The sequence below is a fragment of the Ruegeria sp. BH8 genome, from assembly GCF_056538065.1.
In genome coordinates this window covers 1-20768 of record NZ_JBQFSP010000002.1, presented here as the reverse complement: position 1 = coordinate 20768, position 20768 = coordinate 1, and the positions used below count along the sequence as shown (strand labels likewise).

Annotated in this window: 18 protein-coding genes and 3 pseudogenes; 10 read left to right on the top strand and 11 right to left on the bottom strand. The window is 56.0% G+C overall.

Going from position 1 to position 20768, the window contains the following annotated elements:
- Nucleotides 1-33: 33 nt before the first annotated feature.
- The gene (locus ACR0AD_RS07140; RefSeq protein WP_480486513.1) at nt 34-1089 is read right to left on the bottom strand and encodes a dipeptidase; all 1056 of its coding nucleotides are present in this window, start codon (nt 1087-1089) and stop codon (nt 34-36) included.
- A gap of 121 nt (nt 1090-1210) precedes the next feature.
- Here ACR0AD_RS07140 and ACR0AD_RS07135 point away from each other — a divergent pair.
- From ACR0AD_RS07135 to ACR0AD_RS07125, 3 genes and pseudogenes are all read left to right on the top strand, one after another.
- Nucleotides 1211-1402: pseudogene (locus tag ACR0AD_RS07135) on the top strand (helix-turn-helix domain-containing protein); the annotation flags it as partial.
- A gap of 24 nt (nt 1403-1426) precedes the next feature.
- Nucleotides 1427-2122: a LysR substrate-binding domain-containing protein gene (locus ACR0AD_RS07130; RefSeq protein ID WP_480486825.1), complete on the top strand. Its 696-nt coding sequence runs from the start codon at nt 1427-1429 to the stop codon at nt 2120-2122.
- A gap of 296 nt (nt 2123-2418) precedes the next feature.
- Nucleotides 2419-2817 (top strand): cupin domain-containing protein, encoded by a 399-nt coding sequence (locus ACR0AD_RS07125; protein WP_480482942.1) that lies wholly within the window; start codon nt 2419-2421, stop codon nt 2815-2817.
- A 490-nt stretch (nt 2818-3307) separates the two neighbouring features.
- On the opposite strand, the gene ACR0AD_RS07120 is transcribed toward ACR0AD_RS07125, so the two are convergent.
- Genes ACR0AD_RS07120 through ACR0AD_RS07090 form a run of 7 tightly spaced genes read right to left on the bottom strand, consistent with a single transcriptional unit; the run spans nt 3308 to nt 11646 of the window.
- The gene (locus ACR0AD_RS07120) at nt 3308-4693 is read right to left on the bottom strand and encodes a M20 family metallopeptidase (protein WP_480486511.1); all 1386 of its coding nucleotides are present in this window, start codon (nt 4691-4693) and stop codon (nt 3308-3310) included.
- Between the two features lie 12 nt (nt 4694-4705).
- On the bottom strand, nt 4706-6112 hold the full coding sequence (locus tag ACR0AD_RS07115; protein ID WP_480486510.1) for an amidohydrolase: 1407 nt from the start codon (nt 6110-6112) through the stop codon (nt 4706-4708).
- A 20-nt stretch (nt 6113-6132) separates the two neighbouring features.
- Nucleotides 6133-7137 carry an ABC transporter ATP-binding protein gene (locus ACR0AD_RS07110; protein WP_480486508.1) on the bottom strand — a complete coding sequence of 335 codons (1005 nt, stop codon included), beginning with the start codon at nt 7135-7137 and terminating at the stop codon, nt 6133-6135.
- Complete coding sequence (locus tag ACR0AD_RS07105) at nt 7134-8111, bottom strand: ABC transporter ATP-binding protein (RefSeq protein ID WP_480472948.1); 978 nt, start codon at nt 8109-8111, stop codon at nt 7134-7136. The genes ACR0AD_RS07110 and ACR0AD_RS07105 overlap by 4 nt, the downstream gene beginning before the upstream one ends.
- Nucleotides 8108-9031 (bottom strand): ABC transporter permease, encoded by a 924-nt coding sequence (locus ACR0AD_RS07100; RefSeq protein WP_480472946.1) that lies wholly within the window; start codon nt 9029-9031, stop codon nt 8108-8110. The genes ACR0AD_RS07105 and ACR0AD_RS07100 overlap by 4 nt, the downstream gene beginning before the upstream one ends.
- Nucleotides 9028-10005: an ABC transporter permease gene (locus ACR0AD_RS07095; protein WP_480486506.1), complete on the bottom strand. Its 978-nt coding sequence runs from the start codon at nt 10003-10005 to the stop codon at nt 9028-9030. The genes ACR0AD_RS07100 and ACR0AD_RS07095 overlap by 4 nt, the downstream gene beginning before the upstream one ends.
- 60 nt (nt 10006-10065) lie before the next feature.
- A complete protein-coding gene (locus tag ACR0AD_RS07090) occupies nt 10066-11646 on the bottom strand; it encodes an ABC transporter substrate-binding protein (protein ID WP_480486505.1) in 1581 nt (526 codons plus the stop codon).
- 181 nt (nt 11647-11827) lie between these two features.
- Between ACR0AD_RS07090 and ACR0AD_RS07085 the strand changes: the two genes are divergently transcribed.
- Nucleotides 11828-12739 carry a LysR family transcriptional regulator gene (locus tag ACR0AD_RS07085; RefSeq protein ID WP_480486503.1) on the top strand — a complete coding sequence of 304 codons (912 nt, stop codon included), beginning with the start codon at nt 11828-11830 and terminating at the stop codon, nt 12737-12739.
- Here the strand turns inward: ACR0AD_RS07085 and ACR0AD_RS07080 are convergent.
- Nucleotides 12736-14277 (bottom strand): M81 family metallopeptidase, encoded by a 1542-nt coding sequence (locus ACR0AD_RS07080; RefSeq protein ID WP_480486501.1) that lies wholly within the window; start codon nt 14275-14277, stop codon nt 12736-12738. The genes ACR0AD_RS07085 and ACR0AD_RS07080 overlap by 4 nt on opposite strands.
- A gap of 103 nt (nt 14278-14380) precedes the next feature.
- Between ACR0AD_RS07080 and ACR0AD_RS07075 the strand changes: the two genes are divergently transcribed.
- Nucleotides 14381-14929 carry an RES family NAD+ phosphorylase gene (locus ACR0AD_RS07075; RefSeq protein WP_480492724.1) on the top strand — a complete coding sequence of 183 codons (549 nt, stop codon included), beginning with the start codon at nt 14381-14383 and terminating at the stop codon, nt 14927-14929.
- 217 nt (nt 14930-15146) lie between these two features.
- On the opposite strand, the gene ACR0AD_RS07070 is transcribed toward ACR0AD_RS07075, so the two are convergent.
- Both ACR0AD_RS07070 and ACR0AD_RS07065 read right to left on the bottom strand, forming a co-directional pair.
- Nucleotides 15147-16706: an acetolactate synthase large subunit gene (locus ACR0AD_RS07070; RefSeq protein WP_480473298.1), complete on the bottom strand. Its 1560-nt coding sequence runs from the start codon at nt 16704-16706 to the stop codon at nt 15147-15149.
- A gap of 121 nt (nt 16707-16827) precedes the next feature.
- A pseudogene (locus tag ACR0AD_RS07065) lies at nt 16828-17013 on the bottom strand (hypothetical protein); the annotation flags it as partial.
- 153 nt (nt 17014-17166) lie between these two features.
- Here ACR0AD_RS07065 and ACR0AD_RS07060 point away from each other — a divergent pair.
- The 5 genes and pseudogenes from ACR0AD_RS07060 (at nt 17167) to ACR0AD_RS07040 (ending at nt 20714) form a co-directional block, all read left to right on the top strand.
- Entirely contained in the window at nt 17167-17784 is a 618-nt protein-coding gene (locus ACR0AD_RS07060) for a GNAT family N-acetyltransferase (protein WP_480473296.1), read from the top strand.
- A 556-nt stretch (nt 17785-18340) separates the two neighbouring features.
- Nucleotides 18341-19327, top strand: coding sequence for a DUF3179 domain-containing protein (locus tag ACR0AD_RS07055; RefSeq protein WP_480486499.1), 987 nt, complete (start codon nt 18341-18343; stop codon nt 19325-19327).
- Nucleotides 19328-19387: 60 nt separating this feature from the next.
- Nucleotides 19388-19570 (top strand): annotated as a pseudogene (locus ACR0AD_RS07050) (IS6 family transposase); the annotation flags it as partial.
- Nucleotides 19571-19879: 309 nt separating this feature from the next.
- The gene (locus ACR0AD_RS07045; protein WP_480482927.1) at nt 19880-20287 is read left to right on the top strand and encodes a phasin, PhaP; all 408 of its coding nucleotides are present in this window, start codon (nt 19880-19882) and stop codon (nt 20285-20287) included.
- A 205-nt stretch (nt 20288-20492) separates the two neighbouring features.
- Nucleotides 20493-20714, top strand: a complete 222-nt coding sequence (locus tag ACR0AD_RS07040; RefSeq protein ID WP_480486498.1) for a hypothetical protein — start codon at nt 20493-20495, stop codon at nt 20712-20714.
- Nucleotides 20715-20768 lie beyond the last annotated feature (54 nt).

Here is a 20768-nt window from a genome sequence, read left to right as displayed (position 1 = left end):
TTGTCCTCTCTGTCATCAAGTCTTCACTAACGGTTACGAGCCCCAGGTCTTCTCAAGAACACGCAACCAGTTTTCGTGGCAGAGCTTCTTGATGAGCTCTTCGCCGTATCCATGGGTCACCATGGCATCTCTCAATCGAGGCAGCATCGAGATGTCCTTCACGTCGTCCGGCACGACCGCCCCGTCATAATCGGACCCAAGCCCGACCCGGTCTTCACCCATTATCCCGATCAGGTGGTCAAGGTGCTTCAGAACCTGCATCAACGGCACATCGGACAGCATCCGACCATCCTCACGCAGAAACGCAGTGGCAAAGTTCAACCCGACCATCCCGTCGCTTTCCGCGATGGTGCGAAGCTGATCATCGGTCAGATTTCGCGCGTGCGGACAGATGGCGTGGGCATTCGAATGCGTTGCGACCAAAGGCGCATCCGAATACCGCGCTACATCCCAGAAACCTTTTTCATTGAGGTGGGACAAATCCAACATGATACCCAGCGCATTGCATCGCTGCACAAGCCGCAGTCCATGATCCGTCAATCCAAGGCCAGTGTCCGGCCCCGATGGATATCTAAACGGCACACCATGGCCAAAAATGTTGGGTCGGCTCCACACGGGCCCCAATGATCGCAACCCCGCCGCATGAAACACGTCAAGCGAATGCAGATCGGCATCAATCGGCTCGGCGCCCTCGATGTGAAAAATGGCCGCAATCTGGCCTAGCGCCATGCTGTTTCGAATATCCGAAACTGATCGAACCACTTTCAACGCCCCCAAACGTTCCAGTTCCAGCAGTATGGCAATCTGCCCCAGCGCTGAGGGCAGAGCATCTTCGGCGTCTATATGATTGGGAAGCGGCAGGTCATAGCTAGGCTGGACCATTTCTTCCATTTTAGCATCGGCATCGATAGGCGAAGGGACCCAGACGGCAAAGAAGCCTCCGCCAAATCCACCGGCCTTGGATTTAACAGAGTCGATTGCACCTTCGAGCCCGGTCAGGAAGCGGCCCGCTTCGGGCAGACCGCCTGACGAGGCCAGTTTTGACAGAACATCATTGTGCCCATCAAAGATAAGAGGGGAGGTGCTCAAACTCGTTTTTCCCAGGTTAGTGTCATTTCGACACACGCTAACAGACGCAATCATCATGATTGCAAAAAATCTTGATGAGTTTTACTCATAGAGCTAGTCGGAATCATGCGGGCGCCCAGCGATGAAGAAACCTCGCAACTGGCATTCTCTGCCGGAATACCAGGCGCTCCGTGCGCTCATGCAGTCTGGAACAACGGCCGCTGCCGCACGACAGCTCGGCTTATCTCAGTCCGCGGTCAGTCGCTCGGTCAGCAGCTTAGAGGATCGACTGGGCAGAACACTGTTCGAACGGGATGCAGGCAGATTGCGACCGACGCAAGAAGCCGTAAGGCTGAATATGCGATTGGATCCTTTGTTCGAGGCATTGGACAGGATCGATGGTCCGGGCGAAACTGTGCAGGAAACACTGCGCCTCGTTGCACCGCCCAGCTATGCTCATCGATACATCGTTTCCCTCATCGCCAGTTTCATTCGCGGGAATCCCGGTTTTTTCGTGAACCTTGAGGTGACAACGTCGGATATGGTCACGCTTGGCGTGCTTGAGAACCGATTTGATCTTGCCGTGACCGGGATTGAACAAAGCCGCGCTGGCATCAAACTTATACCATTTCGCGAGTCACCAGCCGTTTGCGTCATGCGACCCGAACATCCTCTGTCTGAACGCACCGTTCTGACGCCTTCAGACTTGCATGAGCAAGAGCTGATCGCGCTGACGTATCGACATGGGCGGCGCGGGCAGCTGGACCGGTTGCTTCATCAAGTGCGCGCTAAACCGAGGATCGTTGCCGAAGTTTCAACCTCATTCGCCGCTGCCGACATGGCGCGCGAAGGATTGGGGCTGTCTGTTATCAATCCCTTTCCCGTCTACCATTACCGATCTCCCGACCTGGCATTTGTCCGATTTGAATCTCTTATGCGGTACCGGGGCCATTTTGTGGTCTCTGATCAAAAACCGGTTCCAAGGATCGCACGGGCATTCATGCGGCATCTGCGATTGAATACCCCTCCGGACCCTTTCTCTGACCCGAAGTAATGAAATCTTTCCAAAGGTCTTCAATGGCAATACGCCATGTGACCGCCCAACAGGGAAGATTTTGGAGGAGGGTCGAGGTACGGACCTGTCATGGCTACGTGCACAGTTTGGTATGAGTAACGTCCGCAAACGTGGGTTTCTTCGTCCTTATGTATCTCAGGCCGTATCACCCGGTATGCGGTTCGTTCATAAGGCTCGTTAGAATCTCCGCCCAAAACCCGCTTCTGATTTCCCTACGTTTCCAGGCGAAGCTGGCGTATCATTCTCTCGCTCAAATCTTAGGAAGGAATACCTAGATGGCGGATTGTGCGAAACTGCACCCCGGCGAAACCTATTCCGGGAAACAGGGGTTCGATTACTTCGAAGGCATCGCCAGACAGACGGTAGGAAGCCAAGCTATCTGCATGCATCTGCTCACGGTCCCGCCCGGAGGGCGCGCCAGGGCGCATAAACATGAGACACATGAAACCGCGATTTATGTGATTTCCGGGTCTGCTAAGATGTATTGGGGCGACAGGCTAGAACACGTTATGGAAACGCAAGCAGGAGACCTGATCTATATACCATCAAACACTCCGCACCTTCCGTTCAACGATGGGAATGAACCCGCAGTTGCAGTTATCGCACGCACGGACCCGAACGAACAGGAAAGCGTTGTTCTGATGCCGGAACTTGAAGACCTTGTACCAGGGTGACGCAAAATACCGTTGGGGACCAGCAGCGTATTTTTTAGTCCCTAATGCTTCCAGAGAGCTTCCAGTTGTGCAGTGGCCCTGAACGCAGAAAGCGCCCCTTGGGGCGCTAAGTGTTTGATATCTAACTAGGAAGTATTGGTTGCGGGAGCAGGATTTGGCCTTTGCCGAACGTCTGTGGAACTAAGAATCTAGTAGGCCAATTTTACACATGCCCTAGCTGCTTAAATTAATGACCGCGTTGGGAGGGATGGCAGACCCAGAGTTGAAAAGCGCTGAAGATGTCTTGCGGATTTTCCCGCAATTGGCACGCTTGTGCCGGAAGGCTGCAGACAGCCAGAAGCAGACATGCCTAAATTGAAGTCTGGGCGGGAAGCTGACTTTCGCTGCATATGCGAGAGCAACTCTACCAATCTGTGAAAGCGGTCATTTACAGTCAGATATGCGATACACGCCCGATCCAGGTACGGATGAAGTCCTTTGTGGCGCGGGATCAGAGCGACCTGGCAAGGTCGCCAATATCCCAAAAAAGCCCGGCCATTGCGCGCAATGCATCACGCGAAACTGACTTTAACACGTGCTCGTTTGGCGCGTGCTGCGAACAGCCGCGATAGGAGTGCGGCACCCAAACCGTTGGGAGACCGAGCAAATCGGAAAAGACCTCGTTGGGCAAGGAACCGGCGAGATTTGGCAGGACATGGGGTGGCTTCCCACACGTTTTTTCAAGCGAACGCGCGACAAAAGACACCCACGGATGGTTGGGCGACGTTCGCGTTGCATCAAAGAAGCTGCGGTCATGAGGCTTGATCTGAACGATCTCAAAACCTCTCGCATCAAGGTGGCGTCGAAGGGCGGGCAGGATATCGGATTGGTTAGTGCCAACAACGAAGCGGAGCTGGCAGGCGGCTATGGCAAATCCCGAGATCGCGTTGACCGGTGCCTCGGGGACACCGCTTTTCATTGCGAGGACCGCAAAACTGTTCCAGCCGAAGACGCGTTCGGCCGGTGTCAGGCCTTCCTCTCCCCAATTCTCGTCAATCTTCGGACCACCATCCCCGCCAACCGGCAAGTTGCGCAGGGTGTCCCGGATGTCTTCAGTCAGGCTGGTCGGCCGCCATTCTGGTATTTGGATTTGGCCCCGCACATCGGTGATCGTCGAGAGGGCTTGTGCAAGGATCATCGCGGGGTCGGCAAGCAAACCGCCCCAGTTACCCGAATGGTGCGCGCCGTCTCTTAGATCAACGATGAGGTCGAACGAATTGCCGCCCCTTGCCCCCATGAACAACGTGGGCGTGTCGGACTGAAGGCGCGGCCCGTCCGATGCGATCAGGACGTCTGCGGCTAGGTTGTCCTTGTGCTTGGCGCAAAACTCCGACAACCCCGGTGATCCCATTTCTTCGCCCATTTCAATGAGAATGCGCATGTTGAAGCCGAGCGCTCCACGGGCCTCAATGACAGCGCTCAGCGCCGCCAAATTGATGAGATGCTGCCCCTTATTGTCGGCTGTTCCGCGTCCATAGAGGCGGTCGCACTCATCAACCAGTCGAAATGGGTGAAGCCCGTCGCGCCATTGATCCGTTTGCGCGCGGATCACGTCGCCATGCCCGTAGGACAGGATTGTCGGGCGCGTGTCGTCCTCGATGCGCTCTGCAACCAAGATCGGTCCGGCATCGTGCACAGGGTTCGGGTAGATTTCACAGGAGAACCCGAGTCTGCTCAGGCGCGGAACGAGGGCTTCCTCAAGATAGCGCGGAAGTTCCGCGGCTTTCTCTGGTGTCTGGCTCTCTGTCTCATGGGCAACCAGTTCGCTAAGATCGGTTGCAAATCGACCGCTGTCAAAATATTCGGCGGCGTTGTCTATGGCAGCAGCGCGGGTCATGGTCACTTTCCCTCAGACAGGTGGGCGCACGTCGTCAGGGATCGGACATGTATACGGCGTTTCGCCCAGATGGTCTTGATGTGTCGCGCGCGCCGCGTCGATGCGTGACGGGTCCTCAACCAGTCGACAGGCCGTCGCGGCCATTGCTTTTGCCGCGTAGACCATGCCTTTGTGAGCCGCGGGTGCCTTGCCTTGAGCAACTGTTTGCCACGTATGAAACGGTGTTCCTATGGCACAGGTGGCAACTCGTGCCTGAACCGTCGGAACTGCCCAACTCACATCCCCTACATCTGTTGAGCCTTCGCCACCATCGCTGTGGCGATCAAGAGGTGCGATGAAGTCGCAGAGTGCGAGATTTTTTTTGGGCTTGGCTCCGATCCGCTTGAAGGTCGTGTTGATGTCAGCCTTGGTCAATGTAGTCTGAATCTCACGGGCAAAGCTGAGGTCTGACTCGTCAAAGGCGACGGGTCCGAGTTTCTCTAGCTCGTGCTGCATGGTTTCTTCCAAAGGACGGTTTCCAAGCAGGTTTGAAACGCCGGAAAAGACCTGACTTGTGACCTGCGTTCCGGTCATCAGCGCCGCACCGTCTGCAATCTTTCTGACACGCGTAACCAGATCGGCGAGGTCGGGTAGCGAACTGGCCCGGACAAGCTGGCGCACCGTGGCCTTGGCCTGCACCACGTTCGGCGCAACACCACCTGCATCGAGATAGGCGTAATGCACCCGGGCGCTGTCGGGAATGTGCTCGCGCAGATAATTCACGCCGATGTTCATCAGTTCAACCGCATCAAGCGCGGACCGGCCCAATTCAGGCGCGCCAGCAGCATGGGCAGCTTTTCCATGAAAAGTGAAGTCGATCCGGGTGTTCGCGAGCGATCTCGCCTCATTCACGCCTGTGAAGGTCGCTGGATGCCAGGAGATGGCCGCGTCGACATCATCGAACAGTCCTTCGCGCACCATGTATGTCTTGGCCGCGCCCCCTTCTTCAGCGGGGCAGCCATAGTATCGCACACGGCCCTTGATGCCGTTTTCGGCCAGCCAGTCTTTCACCGCCGTCGCGGCCAAGAGTGCGGCGGCCCCTAAAAGATTGTGACCACACCCATGCCCGTTGCCGCCCTCTTCAAGCGGCTGATGTTCAGCCACACCTGGCGCCTGGCTCAGATATGGCAGCGCATCGAACTCGCCGAGGATGGCAATCACCGGACCCTCGTCTCCTGCTTCGCCAATCACGGCCGTAGGAATGCCAGCTGCGTTCTCTGTTATCTTGAAGCCCTGAGCGCGTAACATCTGCACATGTTCGGCGACGGACTTGTACTCGGCATAAAGCGTCTCGGGCGTGTCAAAGACTCGATCTGACAAGGCGATAAAATCATCACGATGGCGGTCGACGTGGTCCCAGATCGGATCGGCGTTTTTCAAGGGGCTCTCCAGCTTCTCGTTCAAACGGTTTCGGCGTGTTCCAGCAGGCAAGCCGTTTCGCGCCCGCCGCGCCCCGCTTTCAGTTCAGGAACAGTGGTGCGGCACTCAGCGGTCGCCACCGGGCAACGCGGGTGGAAGGTACATCCAGATGGCGGATCGAGCGGCGACGGAATTTCCCCCTCAATCGGGGCAAACTCACGCCGGCGCTGATCAAGGCGCGGAGCCTCTGCAAGCAGCGCTTTCGTGTAGGGATGGCGTGGGTCCGAAAAAATTTCCTCAGTCGATGCGCTCTCGACAATGCGGCCCAGATACATGATCGCCACGCGGTCGGCGATGTGTTCGACGACGCTCAGGTCATGGCTGATGAACAGATAGGTCAGGCCCAGCTCTTCGCGCAGATCCATGAACAAGTTGATAACCTGCGCCTGGATCGACACGTCCAGCGCAGCGATGGCTTCGTCGCAGACAAGGAACTTCGGCTTCACGGCGAGCGCACGTGCAATTCCAATCCGTTGCCTTTGACCGCCGGAAAACTGATGCGCGTAACGCCGCTTGAGCGACGGGTCGAGGCCGACCTTGCGCATCACGTCGTCCACGTATTCCGCACTCTCTGCCTTGCGGACGATCCCATGCATACGCGGTGCTTCGCCGATGATATCTTCGACGCGCATTCGCGGATTTAGGCTGGCAAAGGGGTCCTGGAAGATCATCTGAATTGCGAGGGTCGCCGCGCGTTTGTCGGTGCCGTTCAACGTCGCAACATCTTTGCCTCCGTAGAACATCTGTCCGTCACTTGCAGGGTGAATGCCGGCAACAACACGTCCCAAAGTGGACTTGCCGCAGCCGGATTCGCCGACCAATCCCAGAACCTCACCCTTTTGAATCGACAGGTTCACGCTATCGACAGCATGGACCGTTTCTTCCCGGATGTTTGCGCCAAGTCGCTGTGCGATTTTCCCCGCGACGTCCAAACGTTTGGTGAAGCGCTTCGAAACGCCTCGGATTTCAACGAGCGGCTCACTCAAAGCGTCGTCTCCTTGGTGCGTTGCGGATTGAAACAGCGAAGGCTGCGGCCATCCACGTCCTTAATCGGGGGGCGCTTGGAACACGCTGCCGTTCGGGCCTGACAACGCGGTCCAAAGGCGCATCCTTCAGGCAGGGCGAGCATGTTTGGCGTCATCCCTTCGATCTGGAACAAACGCTGCCCGCGCCGGTTCGCCGTCGGAACCGATCCGAGAAGCCCGACCGTATAGGGATGCAACGGACGGTCGATAACATCGTCGATACTGCCTTGCTCAACGATCCGTCCTGCGTACATCACCGAAATCCGGTCCGCGAGCCCTGCCACAACGGCAAGGTCATGCGTGATCCAGATCATCGCGGTTCCCGTGCGTTTCGTCAGCTTCTGTGCCTCGTGGATGATCTGCGCCTGAATTGTCACGTCGAGCGCTGTCGTCGGCTCGTCGGCAATAATGAGGTCCGGCTGGTTCAAGAAGGCTGTCGCAATCGCCACGCGCTGCCGCATCCCACCGGAAAGCTGATGCGGATAGGCTTGCAATCGCTCTTCCGGCGATGGGATGCCAACCAAACCAAGCGCATCACGGCTTCTTTCCCAGGCGGTTTGGCGGCTTACGTTTTCATGGGCGAGAATGGCCTCGATCATCTGCGTATCGACGCGCAGGACCGGGTTGAGAGTCATCATCGGATCCTGAAAGATCATCGAGATTCGGTTGCCACGCAAGGTCTTGAGTCGCTCTTCCGGTGCGTTCGCGATCTCGTCACCATTAAAACGGATTGACCCATCGACGATGCGCCCGGGAGGATCGATCAGCCCAAGGATGGAAAACCCGGTGATCGACTTGCCCGACCCGGACTCACCCACCAGACCCATTACCTCGCCCTTGGAGACGGTGAAATCCACACCATCTACGGCCTTGACCACACCCGCGTGCGTGAAGAAGTGGGTCTTTAGCCCGCTGACTTCGAGTACTGCCGTCATTTCTTCAACCTCGGGTTCAAAACATCGCGCAAATGGTCGCCCACAAGGTTGATGGACACGACCGTCAGCAAGAGCGCGATGCCGGGGAAAACGGATATCCAGTAGCGCCCGGACAGCATGTACTCGAAGCCATTTGCGATCAGCACCCCAATCGACGGTTCAGTCTGTGGAAGGCCTACGCCAAGAAACGAAAGCGTCGCTTCCAATGAGATTGCGCTGGCGGTTTGCACCGTGCCAACGACGATCAGAGGCGCCATGCAATTCGGAAGGATATGGCGAAAGACGATCCGGGGTCGCGATATTCCAAGGCATTGCGCGGCTTCGACATATTCCTTGCCACGCTCGACAAGCGCGGTCGCGCGAACCGTGCGGGCGTAATAAGCCCATTGCGCGATCACGAGGGCGAGGATGATCTTGTCGACACCCTTACCAAGTGCCGCAACCATCATCAGCGCAACAAGCGATGCCGGGAACGACAGTTGAAGATCCACGATGCGCATGATGAACGCTTCGGTCCGGCCTCCGGCGTAGGCCGCGACCAGACCGATCGCCATACCGATCAGAAGGGCAATCACCCCAGATGCAAGCCCAACGGTCAGAGAAATACGCAAGCCATAGAGAATTGCCGAGTAGAGATCGCGTCCAGACCCGTCCGAACCGAGCCACATCGTGTATCCGTCGAATGCTTCGGAACCTGGAGGCAAGCGCCCATCCATGACGCTGACCTGGCCAAGATCGTAGGGGTTCTGCGGCGTGATCCAGGGTGCCAGGATGGCCAGCAGAACGATGATCAGGAATATGCCGAGCGCCGCTGTTGCGATCCTGCTTTCGAAGAACTCGGCCCGAAATCGCTGGAACGGCGTCTCGACTTTAGGGGACTTGGCGGGGGTCAGAGAATGATCTGTGACGGTGTCGGTCATGCGCCCTGATCCTGCAAACGAACCCTCGGATCGAGGATCGAGTAGAGTATGTCGACGATCAGATTGATCAGCACGAAGAACAGTACGATGATCATCAGATAGGCGACGACGACAGGCCGATCCAATTGCAGTATTGCGTCGATCAGCAGTTTGCCCATTCCCGGCCACGCGAAGATTGATTCAGTCACCACCGAGAACCCGATCAAACTACCGAATTCGAGGCCCATGACGGTCACTACCGGGATCATGATGTTTTTCATTACATGCACCAGAATGATGCGTCGGGTCGAAAGCCCTTTGGCCCGGGCATACTTCACGTAATCCTGTCCCATCGCTTCCCGGACACCCGCTCGGGTAAGGCGGATTGCCAGTGAAATCTTAAGAAGCGCTAGGTTGAGAGCAGGCAGGAAGATGTGGCTCAACCCATCGAGCGTAAAAAGGCTGCTGTGAATCCCAAGAAACGAGCCGATATCGCCGCGCCCTGTCGCTGGGAGCCATCTAAGTTCTACGGCAAACAGCATGATGAGCATAAGCCCGACCCAGAAGGTCGGCAGCGAAAACCCAAGGATTGAGCCAGCCATAATGCCCTTGGACAGCGGGCTGTCGGGATAGAGCCCGGCATAAAGACCCAATGGAATACCGATCACGATAGCAAGAAAGAGTGCACTGAAGGCCAGTTCCATCGTGGCAGGCATATGGTGCAGGATCAGTTTGAGCGCGGGCTCACCGAAGACGAAACTGTCGCCGAGGTCACCCTGTGCAGCACCTTTGAGGAACAACCAGTACTGTTCCCAAATAGGCCGATCCAATCCAAGCCGTCGAATTGCAGCTTCGATGTCAGCCTGATCCGCGTCGGGGCTGACCAGCATGTAGACCGGGTCACCAACGATATTGACGCCGAAAAAGACAATCACCGACATCAGGAAGACAACAAGCATTGCTTGCAGCAATCGGCGAATGACAAAAACGGTCATGAGGACATTCCCTGGGCAAAGGCTCCGGGCCGCTGCGAAGGCGGCCCGGATGCATTGCGATTACTCTTTCACGACGCCTGTCGCGAGAGTGTATTCGTCGGTCCGAGGGATGTAGCTCAGACCTTTTTTGGCCGCCCAGGTGTTGACCTGGAAGTGCGTCGGAATGATCGCCACGTTCTCGATCGCGCGCTCTGTCGCCGCGGCGAGCAGTTCCTGCCGCTTTGCGTCATCGACTGTTCGCAGGGCTTCTTCGATCAGTGCGTCGGTTTCAGCATCCGAGTGCCGGCCACGGTTCGATGATCCAAAGCCCGCATCCTTGTCATGGGTGTGGATCAGCGATTTGAGAGGCGAGGACGCTTCGCCGGACCCCGCGCCCCATCCGACGAGGATAAAGCTGAACTCCGGCAGACCCTCTGGGCTGCCTTTGGACGCGCGTCCAAAGTATACCGAACGCGGCATTGTTTCGACGGCTGTCTTGATGCCAACACGGGTCAACATTTGCGCAATTGCCTCGGCAATTTTGGCGTCGTTGATGTAACGGTCATTCGGCCCATGGATTGTCATTTCAAATCCATCGGGATAACCGGCTTCAGCCAGAAGCGCTTTAGCACCGTCCGGGTCATAAGCCACGACGTCCAGATTGTCGGACACGCCAAAGAACCCCTCGGGCAGAAGCTGGCCGGCGGGCAGGGCAACCCCCTCCATGACACGCTCAACGATTGCATCGCGGTTGATCGCCATGCTGATCGCCTTGCGGACGCGGACGTCCATGAGGGGGTTCTTGATATCGCCGCCACCGTTGGCCTTCACAAAGGGTGAATCCTCGCGGAATTGGTCCATGTGAAGATAGATCACTCGGTTGGACACGCCCTGGCTCAGCTGGATACCATCATTGCCCTGAAGTGTTGTGATATCGGTCGTTGGTACGCCCGATATCATGTCGACGTCACCGGCAAGAAGCGATGCAACACGGCTCGGACCGGACGTGATTGGGCGGAATTCCACCTCGGACCAGATCGGCGCGTCACCCCAGTAGTCGTCGTTCCGCACCAGTACGATGCTTTCACCCGGTGTGTAACTTTGGAACTTGAACGGCCCTGTGCCGATGGCGGCCGTACCCGCGTTGAAGTCTTCCGTCGTTGCTTCGCAGCCCACTTCTGAGATCACAGGGATCGTGGAAATGTCATTGCCCATCAACGGATAAGGTGCGGCCGTTTTGAAATGCACCGTGTAGTCATCGATCTTGACGACTTCCTTACCCTTAAGATAGGTGCCGTATCCCGATGGAGAGTTCGGTACGTCCGGCGCGCGCGCCATGGTGCAGACGACGTCGTCCGCCGTGAAGTCGCTTCCGTCGTGAAACTTAACGCCTTCACGCAGCTTGAACTCCCAAGTTAATTCATCAATCGGCTCCCATGACACGGCAAGACCCGGCGATAGGCGCTGCTTCTCATCCTGCGCGATCAGCCGGTCAAAGATGTGCACGGACATCGCGTTGTTCGGACCCAGGTTGTGAAAATGCGGATCGAGTGACGTCGGCTCCGAAGCGAGGCCGATCGTTAGTTTTTCGGCCGAGACAGCACCGGCGCCGAAAGCCAAAATGCTGACAGCGACGGCTGTCACAGATGTGAGTTTCCTCATCAAAAAGACTCCCTGTTTGTTTGGCGCTTGTGAATGGGCGAATCTTTGGCCGATCCCGCGCCCTATTAAATAAGGCTAGCTACCGCAAAAATCATTGCCAATACATATTGCTATGCGACTTTGCATAGACCAATCCAAGAGTTTGGATGTTCAGCCGCTCGTACCGGGGGAGTAATGTAGCATGACGGAACACAGACACAGACTGCGCGAGTTCGAGTCGCTAAGAGCCGTGATCACGACTGGGACAACCATCGGCGCCGCGCGGCGTCTCGGGATTTCGCAGTCTGCCGTGAGCCGGTCCTTATCACAACTCGAGGCCCGTGTTGGGCGAACGCTCTTTCTCCGGCGATCGGGACGTATCGACCCAACAGACGAAGCCTTGCGTCTCAACGAAAAACTGGACCCAATTTTCGAGACGCTGGCGGACATTGAGGGCGCAGAATGGGCTACTCCGGATAACGAGCCGTTACGCCTGATCGTGCCGCCGACTCTGGCACATCACTTTGTCATCTCCAGGGTGGCCAGTTTTCTCAAGAAGAATGAAGGAAAGCAGCTTCAATTGGATATTCAGGCCACGGACGTGCTGGTCGCCGGCATTCTCGACCTCCGCTATGATCTTGGTTTGACGAGTGCGATGATCCAACGAACGGGTGTTCATCTCATGCCTTGGCGCCGCAGTCAGGTGGTCTGCGCCATGCCGAGCAACCATCCGCTATCGGAAAAACGAGTGGTGACGCCGCACGACCTTGAAGGCGTCGCGCTGATCGAGTTTCTGCGAAGGCTGGGGACGCGAGCGATCACCGAAAAGATCTTTGCGCGCGCTGGAATTCGGCCGAAACAAGTCGCAGAAACGGCAACGAACATGGCCGCACTGGAGCTCGTCCGCGAGGGTTTGGGCGTGACGCTGATCAATCCCTTCCCGTTGTTGTCGTCAGGGATGGAAGGTGTCGTCGTCAGGCCATTTGACGCAGCCATTTTTTATGACACGAGCTTTGTACTTCCATCAGGCAGGCCACCTTCTCAGCTTGCCCGCCAGTTCATGCAATTTGTCAAGTTGACGACGCCGCAGGACAAATACTCAGAGCCCGTCTAGCGCAGCATCTTAGCCGACCACGAGGTGTCGACGTCCATCGGAAAGTTCGGTCGTGGCAAATTCGCAAACGGCCAGCGGTCGTGAACTGGCGACGTAAGCCCGCCCGTGTCGACCTCAAATACCTGGTTTGGCCCAAACCAGTTGGAAAACCCGGCCCGAAAGTGGCCTCGGGATTTCACAACAACAGTCCGGGCAGCCGCAATATCCAGCCCGAACATATGAAAGAACACGGGGTCGGCAGTCTGTGTGCGATCGGTGATCACCACCACGGTGATACCACCAATACGAAGCGCAGCGGATGGCCCTAGGGCCAATCTCCGACCAGCCGTCATGCCCAGTTCACCTACCACATCTCCATTATGGAGACCCAAGACCTCTGCATCCGCCTCAAAAGGCACATCCCATTGCGCCCAGAAAGCGCTGGAATCGGAAGACCGGTTGAATCGTGCCCTGAATTTGCCGCCGACACCGATGCCATGGGCTTCGTTCGCAAGTTCCGGATCACAAAAGGAACCGAATAGGCATTCTTCGACTTTTGCCGCATGAAGAGCGGCTAACAGTTCCGTCGTCCTGCCACTGCCGCCGCCACCAGGATTGTCACCGGCATCGGAGAAAATCACAGGCGTGCGCGCTTGGTCAGCGGAAATTGAGATCGCTTCCGTCACGGATGTCAGTTTCCGAACGAAATCCTTCCTCAATGACCAGGCCATGTCTGCCAATTCTTCCGCCAGTGCATTGGCCGCCTTCTGGTCCTCACGCGCGGTGACAACGATGCTCAGACCGTTGTCGGGCGTGTCGGAGAAAAGAAAATTACCGAAGATCGATACGTTTAGAATCTCACCTCGACCTTCGGCTTGTCGTCGCTGACCATGGTCGATCAGCGCGCCATACGGGTGCTCGGCACTTAGCAGGGTCACGGATGCCGGAACAAGAGGCAGTTTAACATGCGCGGTTTGGGGCCGGACGCCCGACGCCAAAACCCGGCGCAACGAAAAGGCGGCTTCCTCGCCACGTTCTATTTGATCGACGTGAGGATTGGTCCGATAGCCGACGATCAGGTCACAGGCATCGACCATCCGTTGTGAGATATTTGCATGCAAATCGAGTGTCGCGATGACAGGTACGTCCGGTCCGACAACTCTCCGAATGCGTGACATCAACAAACCGTCGGGGTCGTGGTCGTGCTCGGCAACCATCGCGCCGTGATTGCAGATGTAGACTGCGTCGACAGGGCCAGCTGAGCGAAGCATGTCTTCCGAAGTCACCATGATCTCTTCGATCACGGTTTTTCGTACTGGACCTGCGGGATGGCTGGCTGCCAAGATACAGGGTACCGGCGTCCAGTCGCCCGTAGCATCCATCGCCCGGACAAAGGCCGCAAATTCTATTGCCAGCTTTGGTGTCGCGGATCTGGCTTCAGATATCAAAGCATCGCTTGTAAGCCATGTCAGAGACTTAAAGTCTGACAAATCAGCCGGGGGTGCAAAGCGATTTGACTCGAGAATTGCGCCAAGGAGGGCGATCTTTGGAGCCGTCATGCGAGAGGCCTTTGGAAATGCAACACAGTGCGAGGAAACATGAGTAAGTGATTTCAATCAAGATATCATGCGTCTTCTCTGTTCTAGGAAAACCACTGCCGCCTTGCGTCTTTCCTATAACGCGACGCGCAAACGATCAGTGCCACCCGTTATGCTGACAGAAGTTTCCGGAGAATTCGTAAAGATTGTTTGGGCCGATGACCCAGACGTTCACCTCATGCGCGGCGCACCGGATCGCCCACCCGCCCGGTTCAATCGCCGGGGGCAGGACGCTTTGTATCTGAGCCCTGATGTCGAAAGCGCAAAAGTCGCTATTGGTCAGGACGTTAGGAAGGATGATCGCCCGCGGGTTGTGCTGACCTTCGAGGTGGAACGATGTGCGTTATTCGATCTGCGCAGCCCCGAAGCCGCGGATATCTATGCACTCGCCAGTCAGCCCTGGCGCAAACTCTTAGCTGCGGGCGGAGAGCCGTCTTCATGGCTCGCTGCTGATCGGCTCAGAACAGATCGGCATATCGGGTTGATTGACCCTTCGCGAAGGCGTCCGGGTCTTTGGCACATAACTTTATTTCGATGGAGCGAGCCAGGCGCACCTGGCGTGTTTCGGCGTAGTGAAGTGAAGCCGGTTTCCGTCCTGCCGGATTATCGGTGACGTTTAAGGTGCGACCAACTATCATTTCGCAATTATGGTCATCGCGAAAATTGGCTGTGTGGAGGACATTGTCATGAGTTCTCTTCTGGCACGCCAATGACATTTTTTTGCATGTTGTTTGAGCGCTCGTGACAGTCTGCTTTCAGTGCCAAAATGTAGCTTCGCTTTGGGTAACGAAAGGCGGCTTTGGGCCGCCCGTTTCAAAAAGAATTTGTGTTCAAGATGCTGGCGGGCACATGACTTCGATCAAGGAAGGGCCGTCACGTGATAGCCCCGCGGAAAGGGCTTTTGCAAAGCTATCGGTGTCTTCAATTCGTATTCCGGGAACCCCATGCCCTTTAGCGAGCGCAACCCAATCAAGCGTTGGGTTTTCCACATCAAACATTGCCTCCGCATTCTTGCCAAAACTCTCAACACCGACATTTGCCAGCTCATCTCGAAGGATTTGATAGCCGCGGTTTGCAAAAACAATCACCGTAACGTCCAGGCTTTCGCGTGCCATCGTCCACAAAGATTGCAACGTATACATGGCTGATCCATCGCCTGTTAGAGCAATTACTTTTCTATCTGGACATGCAATTGCTGCGCCGGTTGCGCACGGTAGGCAAAGCCCTATCGCACCACCGGTTCCCCCAAGCAAGTCATGTGGTCGCGCGGTTGCAGTCGGAGGAATGACGTGAAACCCGGACGTCACGGATTCATTGCAAACGATAGCATTCTCGGGAATGAGGGCCGCTAACGCTTGGCCGACTTTCGCTAGGGTGAGATCTCCGGTTGGGATTGGAGGCAGGTCGAGAGCGTATGTGTTCAGCTGTGTCTTGCTCGAAACACCAACCGCATCTGCCAGTGTTTGAAGAGTCCAGGCAATATCATCCGTCGGAGCACACAGGCTTGAAACCGTGCAACCGGCGGGCTCGGGTGTGCTCGGTTTGCCCGGGTATGCAAAGAAGGCAACGGGTTGGTCGGCGCCGATCAAAGTGATTGACGATGTCTGTTCAAGCTGAGCGATCTTGGGTGCAATTGGATACACAAGTTGATCCAATTTGGCAGCCCCGGCCCCCTTCGAAATTCGAGGGATTAGAGTATCCGCCAACAGGCGGCATCCGGTTTTGACGGAAATTTTTCCAGCCAGTACACGAAGTGGACCAAAAAGCGCGGAACCACCTATCATCAAAGCCGCGTTTGCAGTCTTCAGACGCATGGCTGCGGCCTCGATGCCTTCCAAGGACGGGCGATGAAGTGGTTGGGCCAGAATGCTATTCGTCGCAGGGCCAGTCGCTGCATCCCAAGCAGTATCGGCGGGAAGAACAAGAGTGGCGATCTGGCCGTTTTGAGATCGGGCGGCCTGGATGGCTGCGGCCCCGTCCGATGCGACGCTTGTGGCCTGATCAGAAACTCGTGTCCAATGGCTTATGGCCTGACTTACGCCAATAATGTCGCCTCTGAGTGGGCTTTCATAGCGCAGGTGATGTGTTGCGTGATCTCCCACCACATTCACGATCCCGGACCCTGATTTTCGGGCGTTGTGTAGATTGGCAAATGCGTTGCCTAGCCCCGGTGCAAGATGCAGCAGAGTGCCGGCGACGTCCCGTTTCATGCGGTAATAGCCATCAGCGGCGCCCGTCGTTCCACCTTCGAACAGGCACAGAACACAGTTCATCTCGGGATGTCTATCAAGAGCCGCAACAAAGTGCATTTCAGACGTGCCTGGATTGGCGAAAACCGTATCCACACCATTGTGAAGAAAGGTTTTGACTAACGATTCTGCGCCATTCATTCGATCACCGCCAACTCTGATTTCAACGAACTTTATGGGAGAGACAATCTAAAAGTAACTGAAAAAGCTTTCGATGATGTGCAGGCCGTCAATCGTCATCGATGCCCTCGCCCGTAAGACATGCCATGTTGAACAACGCGAAATCGCGGTGGTTTTCGGCCAGTTCAAGTCGAACTCGGGTCGCCCAGACATGCTTGGGTTTTGGCGGCCGCTTCTGACCGACGATACGTCCTTTGTTCCAGGTTGGGCGAAGCGCGCGAACGGCAGGTATGTTTGGGTTTCCATGACTGATCCTCCGATCCGCCATGCCCTCCCACAACGACAACCCGACATTGACGAGAAACAATATTACAGGATGCTGCGTCGCCTCAGAGGCCTGCTGGGAGCTCGACGTAGCCATCCATCGTTGCTTGAGCAGGACAATAAATTGCGCATTTGACAACAAGTATTTGCGGCCCACATGCTGAAACGTGAAAATCGAGGTGTAACGACCAAAGGTAATTTCATGTTTAGATCATCAACCCGAAGTGAAGCAGAAAGTTTGTTAAGCGGACTTGCTCTTGGATTTTCTGCGGACCCGTTCATGCGTTGGCTGTATCCTGAACCTGCCGATTTCCTTACCCACTTCCCGCGAGTAATGGATTTCTTTGGCGGGCGTGCATTTGAACAGGGTAGCGCGTTTCGGAACGATGATTTCACTGCTGGCGCACTTTGGCTTCCGCCAAGCATTCACCCTGACGAAGAACGGCTTGTCGCCTGTTTTGAGCAGACGGTCTCACCAGAAAAGCATGATGCGTTGTTCGAAACCTTCGGGCAGATGGACAATTATCATCCCGATGAGGATTGCTGGCATTTAGCATTTATTGCGGTCGATCCAATTCGCCAAGGAAAAGGATTGGGGTCCGCGTTGCTTGAATGCTGCCTCAAACGTTGTGATGAAGATGGAAGACCTGCTTACTTAGAGTCGACAAACCCTACAAATCTATCGCTGTATAAGCGCTATGGTTTCCAAGAGATGGGTCTAATCAAAGCCGACCAAGCCCCACCCCTGTTTCCGATGTTTCGAGCCGCCCAATAGCGGTAGATCAAACGGCTGCATTGTCTGCAATCTGTGAGTTCGGCAGTTTCAGGATATTTATGTCCGTAGCGAATGGCCGGTCTGGTGAAGCCGCACTGCGGCACCAGTGACTGCGATGAATGTCTCTTATGGGCCGTTCTCCAAGTTTCCTTTCGACGTTGAGTTACTTGAGGCCGGTACCGCTTTGGAGGTTGGAGGGCATCCTTTGTGCGTATTTCGGAAGCCGCTTCCCGGTCAGGGCCCAAAATCGATACAATCCGCTATTACGAGGCGGCGGTGGTAGTTCCAAACGTGGCCCATGGTACGGACGGGCAACGTAGTTTTTACGACCCGGTCGGGCTTTGCGGTGCTGGCGCTTTGCCGGTTTCGGGGTGCAGTGAACCATGCGGGGCAGGCCCTAGCCGGAATCTCGGCCCTTGCCTCCACCCTGGTTTGCCGACGCCCCGAGGGGGCAACCTGATACCGGAGGCATGAATTCTCTTCACATTCCTGTGCCAGCCCTTTGCAGACAGGTGTCCAGCCGTCAGGATTGCGCATCCCCCGACCGGAGATTCCAATGCGCCGTCCTGTCCTGTTCGCCTTTCTCTTCGTCGCCGGTACAGCGCTCGCCAGCCCCGACCGCTGGGAACTTGAGTGGCCGCAGACCAATTTCAGCCGCAGTGCGGTCACGGATTGGTCCGAGATTCAGTCCGGCGGTCCGCCCAAGGACGGAATCCCTGCGATCAGCGATCCCAATTTCCTGCGCGTTTCTGACGAAACGAGACTGGGTAAACGCGAGCCAGTAATCACGCTTGAGATCGACGGGGCCGAGCCTCGAGCCTATCCGATACGCTATCTGGTATGGCACGAGATCGTGAATGACAGCGTCGGCGGTATCCCGGTGGCCGTCACCTTTTGCCCATTGTGCAATTCCGGCATGAGCTTCGATCGGCGCACCGCTGCGGGCACGCTCACATTCGGCGTCTCAGGTAAGCTGCGCCATTCCGACATGTTGATGTATGACCGCGAAACTGAAAGCTGGTGGCAGCAGGCCATCGGCCGGGCCATCGTCGGCGATCTGACAGGCACCGAATTGAAGACCCTGCCCACTTGGATGGAAAGCTGGGAGGAGTTCAGCAGCCGTAACCCGGATGGGCTGGTGATGAACGAACCGGCCTATATTCGCGACTATGGGCGCAACCCTTATCGCGGCTATGACACCCTGTCGCGGCCCTTTCTCTATTCCGGTGAAAACCCGCCCCATGGCATCAACCCACTGGCGCGCGTGATCCGCGTCGGCGACAAAGCCTGGACTCTGGAGAGGCTGAGAGCAGAGGGCGAGATCTCTGAGGCCGGGAAAACGCTCTCCTGGCGCGCGGGGCAGGCCTCGGCCCTCGACACCGGGCGCATCGCCAAGGGGCGCGATGTAGGCTCAGTCCGGGTGCGTAACGCATCGGGACAGGATATCGCCCATGATGTCATGTTCGCCTTTGCATTCCACGCCTTCTGGCCGGAAGGCAGATGGATGCTGGCCGACGGGGGTGAACGTACGCTCTCGAAATGACCGCTTGACGGACGCGGGCCAGACAGCCATCAGCCGCGCGCAATCAAGTTAGCAATGCCCCTGCCGTTCCGACGAAGAGAACGCACCATGCAACGTTTCAAGCGTATGCGAAGTTTGCTGAAATTCGCCTCCGTCCACTCCTCCGTCTAAAACCATTTCAACCAGGAAAGATCGCTCACCAGCCGAGACACCCTCAAGCTGACACGGTCCGCCGCTCTTGCCGAGTTGCGCAAACTTGGTGCTGTATATTGGTGCTGTATAAAGGACAGTTCTTTTGGCCTAACGGAGACAGGTTCGAATTTGTCTGACAGCACCTTTGTCTGACAGCACCGGTCAAGCACCCGCGGCCAGTGATACTAGCGATTCGGGTTCCATGCCGTTGACGCCGGCGTCGGAGACTAAGTTGCTTGCAAGCAAGTTTTTGAAAACGCTTCCGTTCCACTGCTTTCCCTAGCGTAAACTTATCTCCTTGCATTGCTGTGTCGCAGAAAGGATAAAATCTCAATTGGAGATAATGCGGGGTGGGCCCGCAAGACACTAGGACTTAAGACAATGGAAAAAATCCAGAACTTCACAGCGATTTGGAAAGATGCGATGGGCGAATTTCCCCTCAAAGCCGCAGTCTTCGAAAATGCGTTCAGAACTTCCACATCGCTGAGCGAAAAACTGTCGCGCATTTCATTAGAAGCGGCTGAAAAATCAACGGATATTTCCAGCGTGTGGACCAAAGATACCATTGTCAAGCTGACCGAAGTGTCAAAAGCCAAGGCGGAGCCAACTGAGTACGCAAAAGCTGCCACAGATTTTTTGTCGGGCGCTACCGAAGACGCCACTGAAATGATGTTTGCTTTTGCCGAGATCGCCAAGAAAGCCCAGATAGACACTGTCGAGTTGCTGATGACCGCCGGCAGAGACATCACCAAAGAATCCGCCGCTGCAAAGAAAGCCTTAGCAGCCTAATTCGGAACAAGAGAACAGAATTGCGCCGTTTCTTATTAATTGGTGCAATAGAGAAGGGCAGATTGAAGAATCTGCCCTTTATGCGCGTGTGTAAGAGGATCGAAACGTTATGTATGATATGCTCCGGTGCGCACCTATGTAACGTAGCCCTATGTAAAGGCGGCGTGAATATCGCTTATTTACAAGCCTCCGATGGGGGAAACCATTGATCGCCGTCGAAAAAGATATCCGTATCCTGTCATCCTTTTGGGAATTTTTTGGTCAAGAAGCGGTTGCTCGTTCCACAGGGATAAATGATTGGTTAACCCGTAGACTATTAGTTTATGACAACCCAAACTTTGGCGGTGCAGCGAATGTCGGCAATGCGGGCTGCGCTGCAGCGTTCCGAAGTGTCCGTCATCGAATGATTTGGAACACGAGCGTTTGATTGGCTTAGGAGGATCAGGCTCGCCGCAGTTTCAATCTACGCCGCGTTCTGATG

Excerpts from the sequence above, each read along its gene's own strand:
- ACR0AD_RS07130 (WP_480486825.1), top strand. The coding sequence starts at position 1,427 with ATGCGATTGGATCCTTTGTTCGAGGCATTGGACAGGATCGATGGTCCG.
- ACR0AD_RS07125 (WP_480482942.1), top strand. The coding sequence starts at position 2,419 with ATGGCGGATTGTGCGAAACTGCACCCCGGCGAAACCTATTCCGGGAAA.
- ACR0AD_RS07120 (WP_480486511.1), bottom strand. The coding sequence starts at position 4,693 with ATGACCCGCGCTGCTGCCATAGACAACGCCGCCGAATATTTTGACAGC.
- ACR0AD_RS07105 (WP_480472948.1), bottom strand. The coding sequence starts at position 8,111 with ATGACGGCAGTACTCGAAGTCAGCGGGCTAAAGACCCACTTCTTCACG.
- ACR0AD_RS07100 (WP_480472946.1), bottom strand. The coding sequence starts at position 9,031 with ATGACCGACACCGTCACAGATCATTCTCTGACCCCCGCCAAGTCCCCT.
- ACR0AD_RS07095 (WP_480486506.1), bottom strand. The coding sequence starts at position 10,005 with ATGACCGTTTTTGTCATTCGCCGATTGCTGCAAGCAATGCTTGTTGTC.
- ACR0AD_RS07090 (WP_480486505.1), bottom strand. The coding sequence starts at position 11,646 with ATGAGGAAACTCACATCTGTGACAGCCGTCGCTGTCAGCATTTTGGCT.
- ACR0AD_RS07085 (WP_480486503.1), top strand. The coding sequence starts at position 11,828 with ATGACGGAACACAGACACAGACTGCGCGAGTTCGAGTCGCTAAGAGCC.
- ACR0AD_RS07080 (WP_480486501.1), bottom strand. The coding sequence starts at position 14,277 with ATGACGGCTCCAAAGATCGCCCTCCTTGGCGCAATTCTCGAGTCAAAT.
- ACR0AD_RS07070 (WP_480473298.1), bottom strand. The coding sequence starts at position 16,706 with ATGAATGGCGCAGAATCGTTAGTCAAAACCTTTCTTCACAATGGTGTG.
- ACR0AD_RS07060 (WP_480473296.1), top strand. The coding sequence starts at position 17,167 with ATGCTGAAACGTGAAAATCGAGGTGTAACGACCAAAGGTAATTTCATG.
- ACR0AD_RS07055 (WP_480486499.1), top strand. The coding sequence starts at position 18,341 with ATGCGCCGTCCTGTCCTGTTCGCCTTTCTCTTCGTCGCCGGTACAGCG.
- ACR0AD_RS07045 (WP_480482927.1), top strand. The coding sequence starts at position 19,880 with ATGGAAAAAATCCAGAACTTCACAGCGATTTGGAAAGATGCGATGGGC.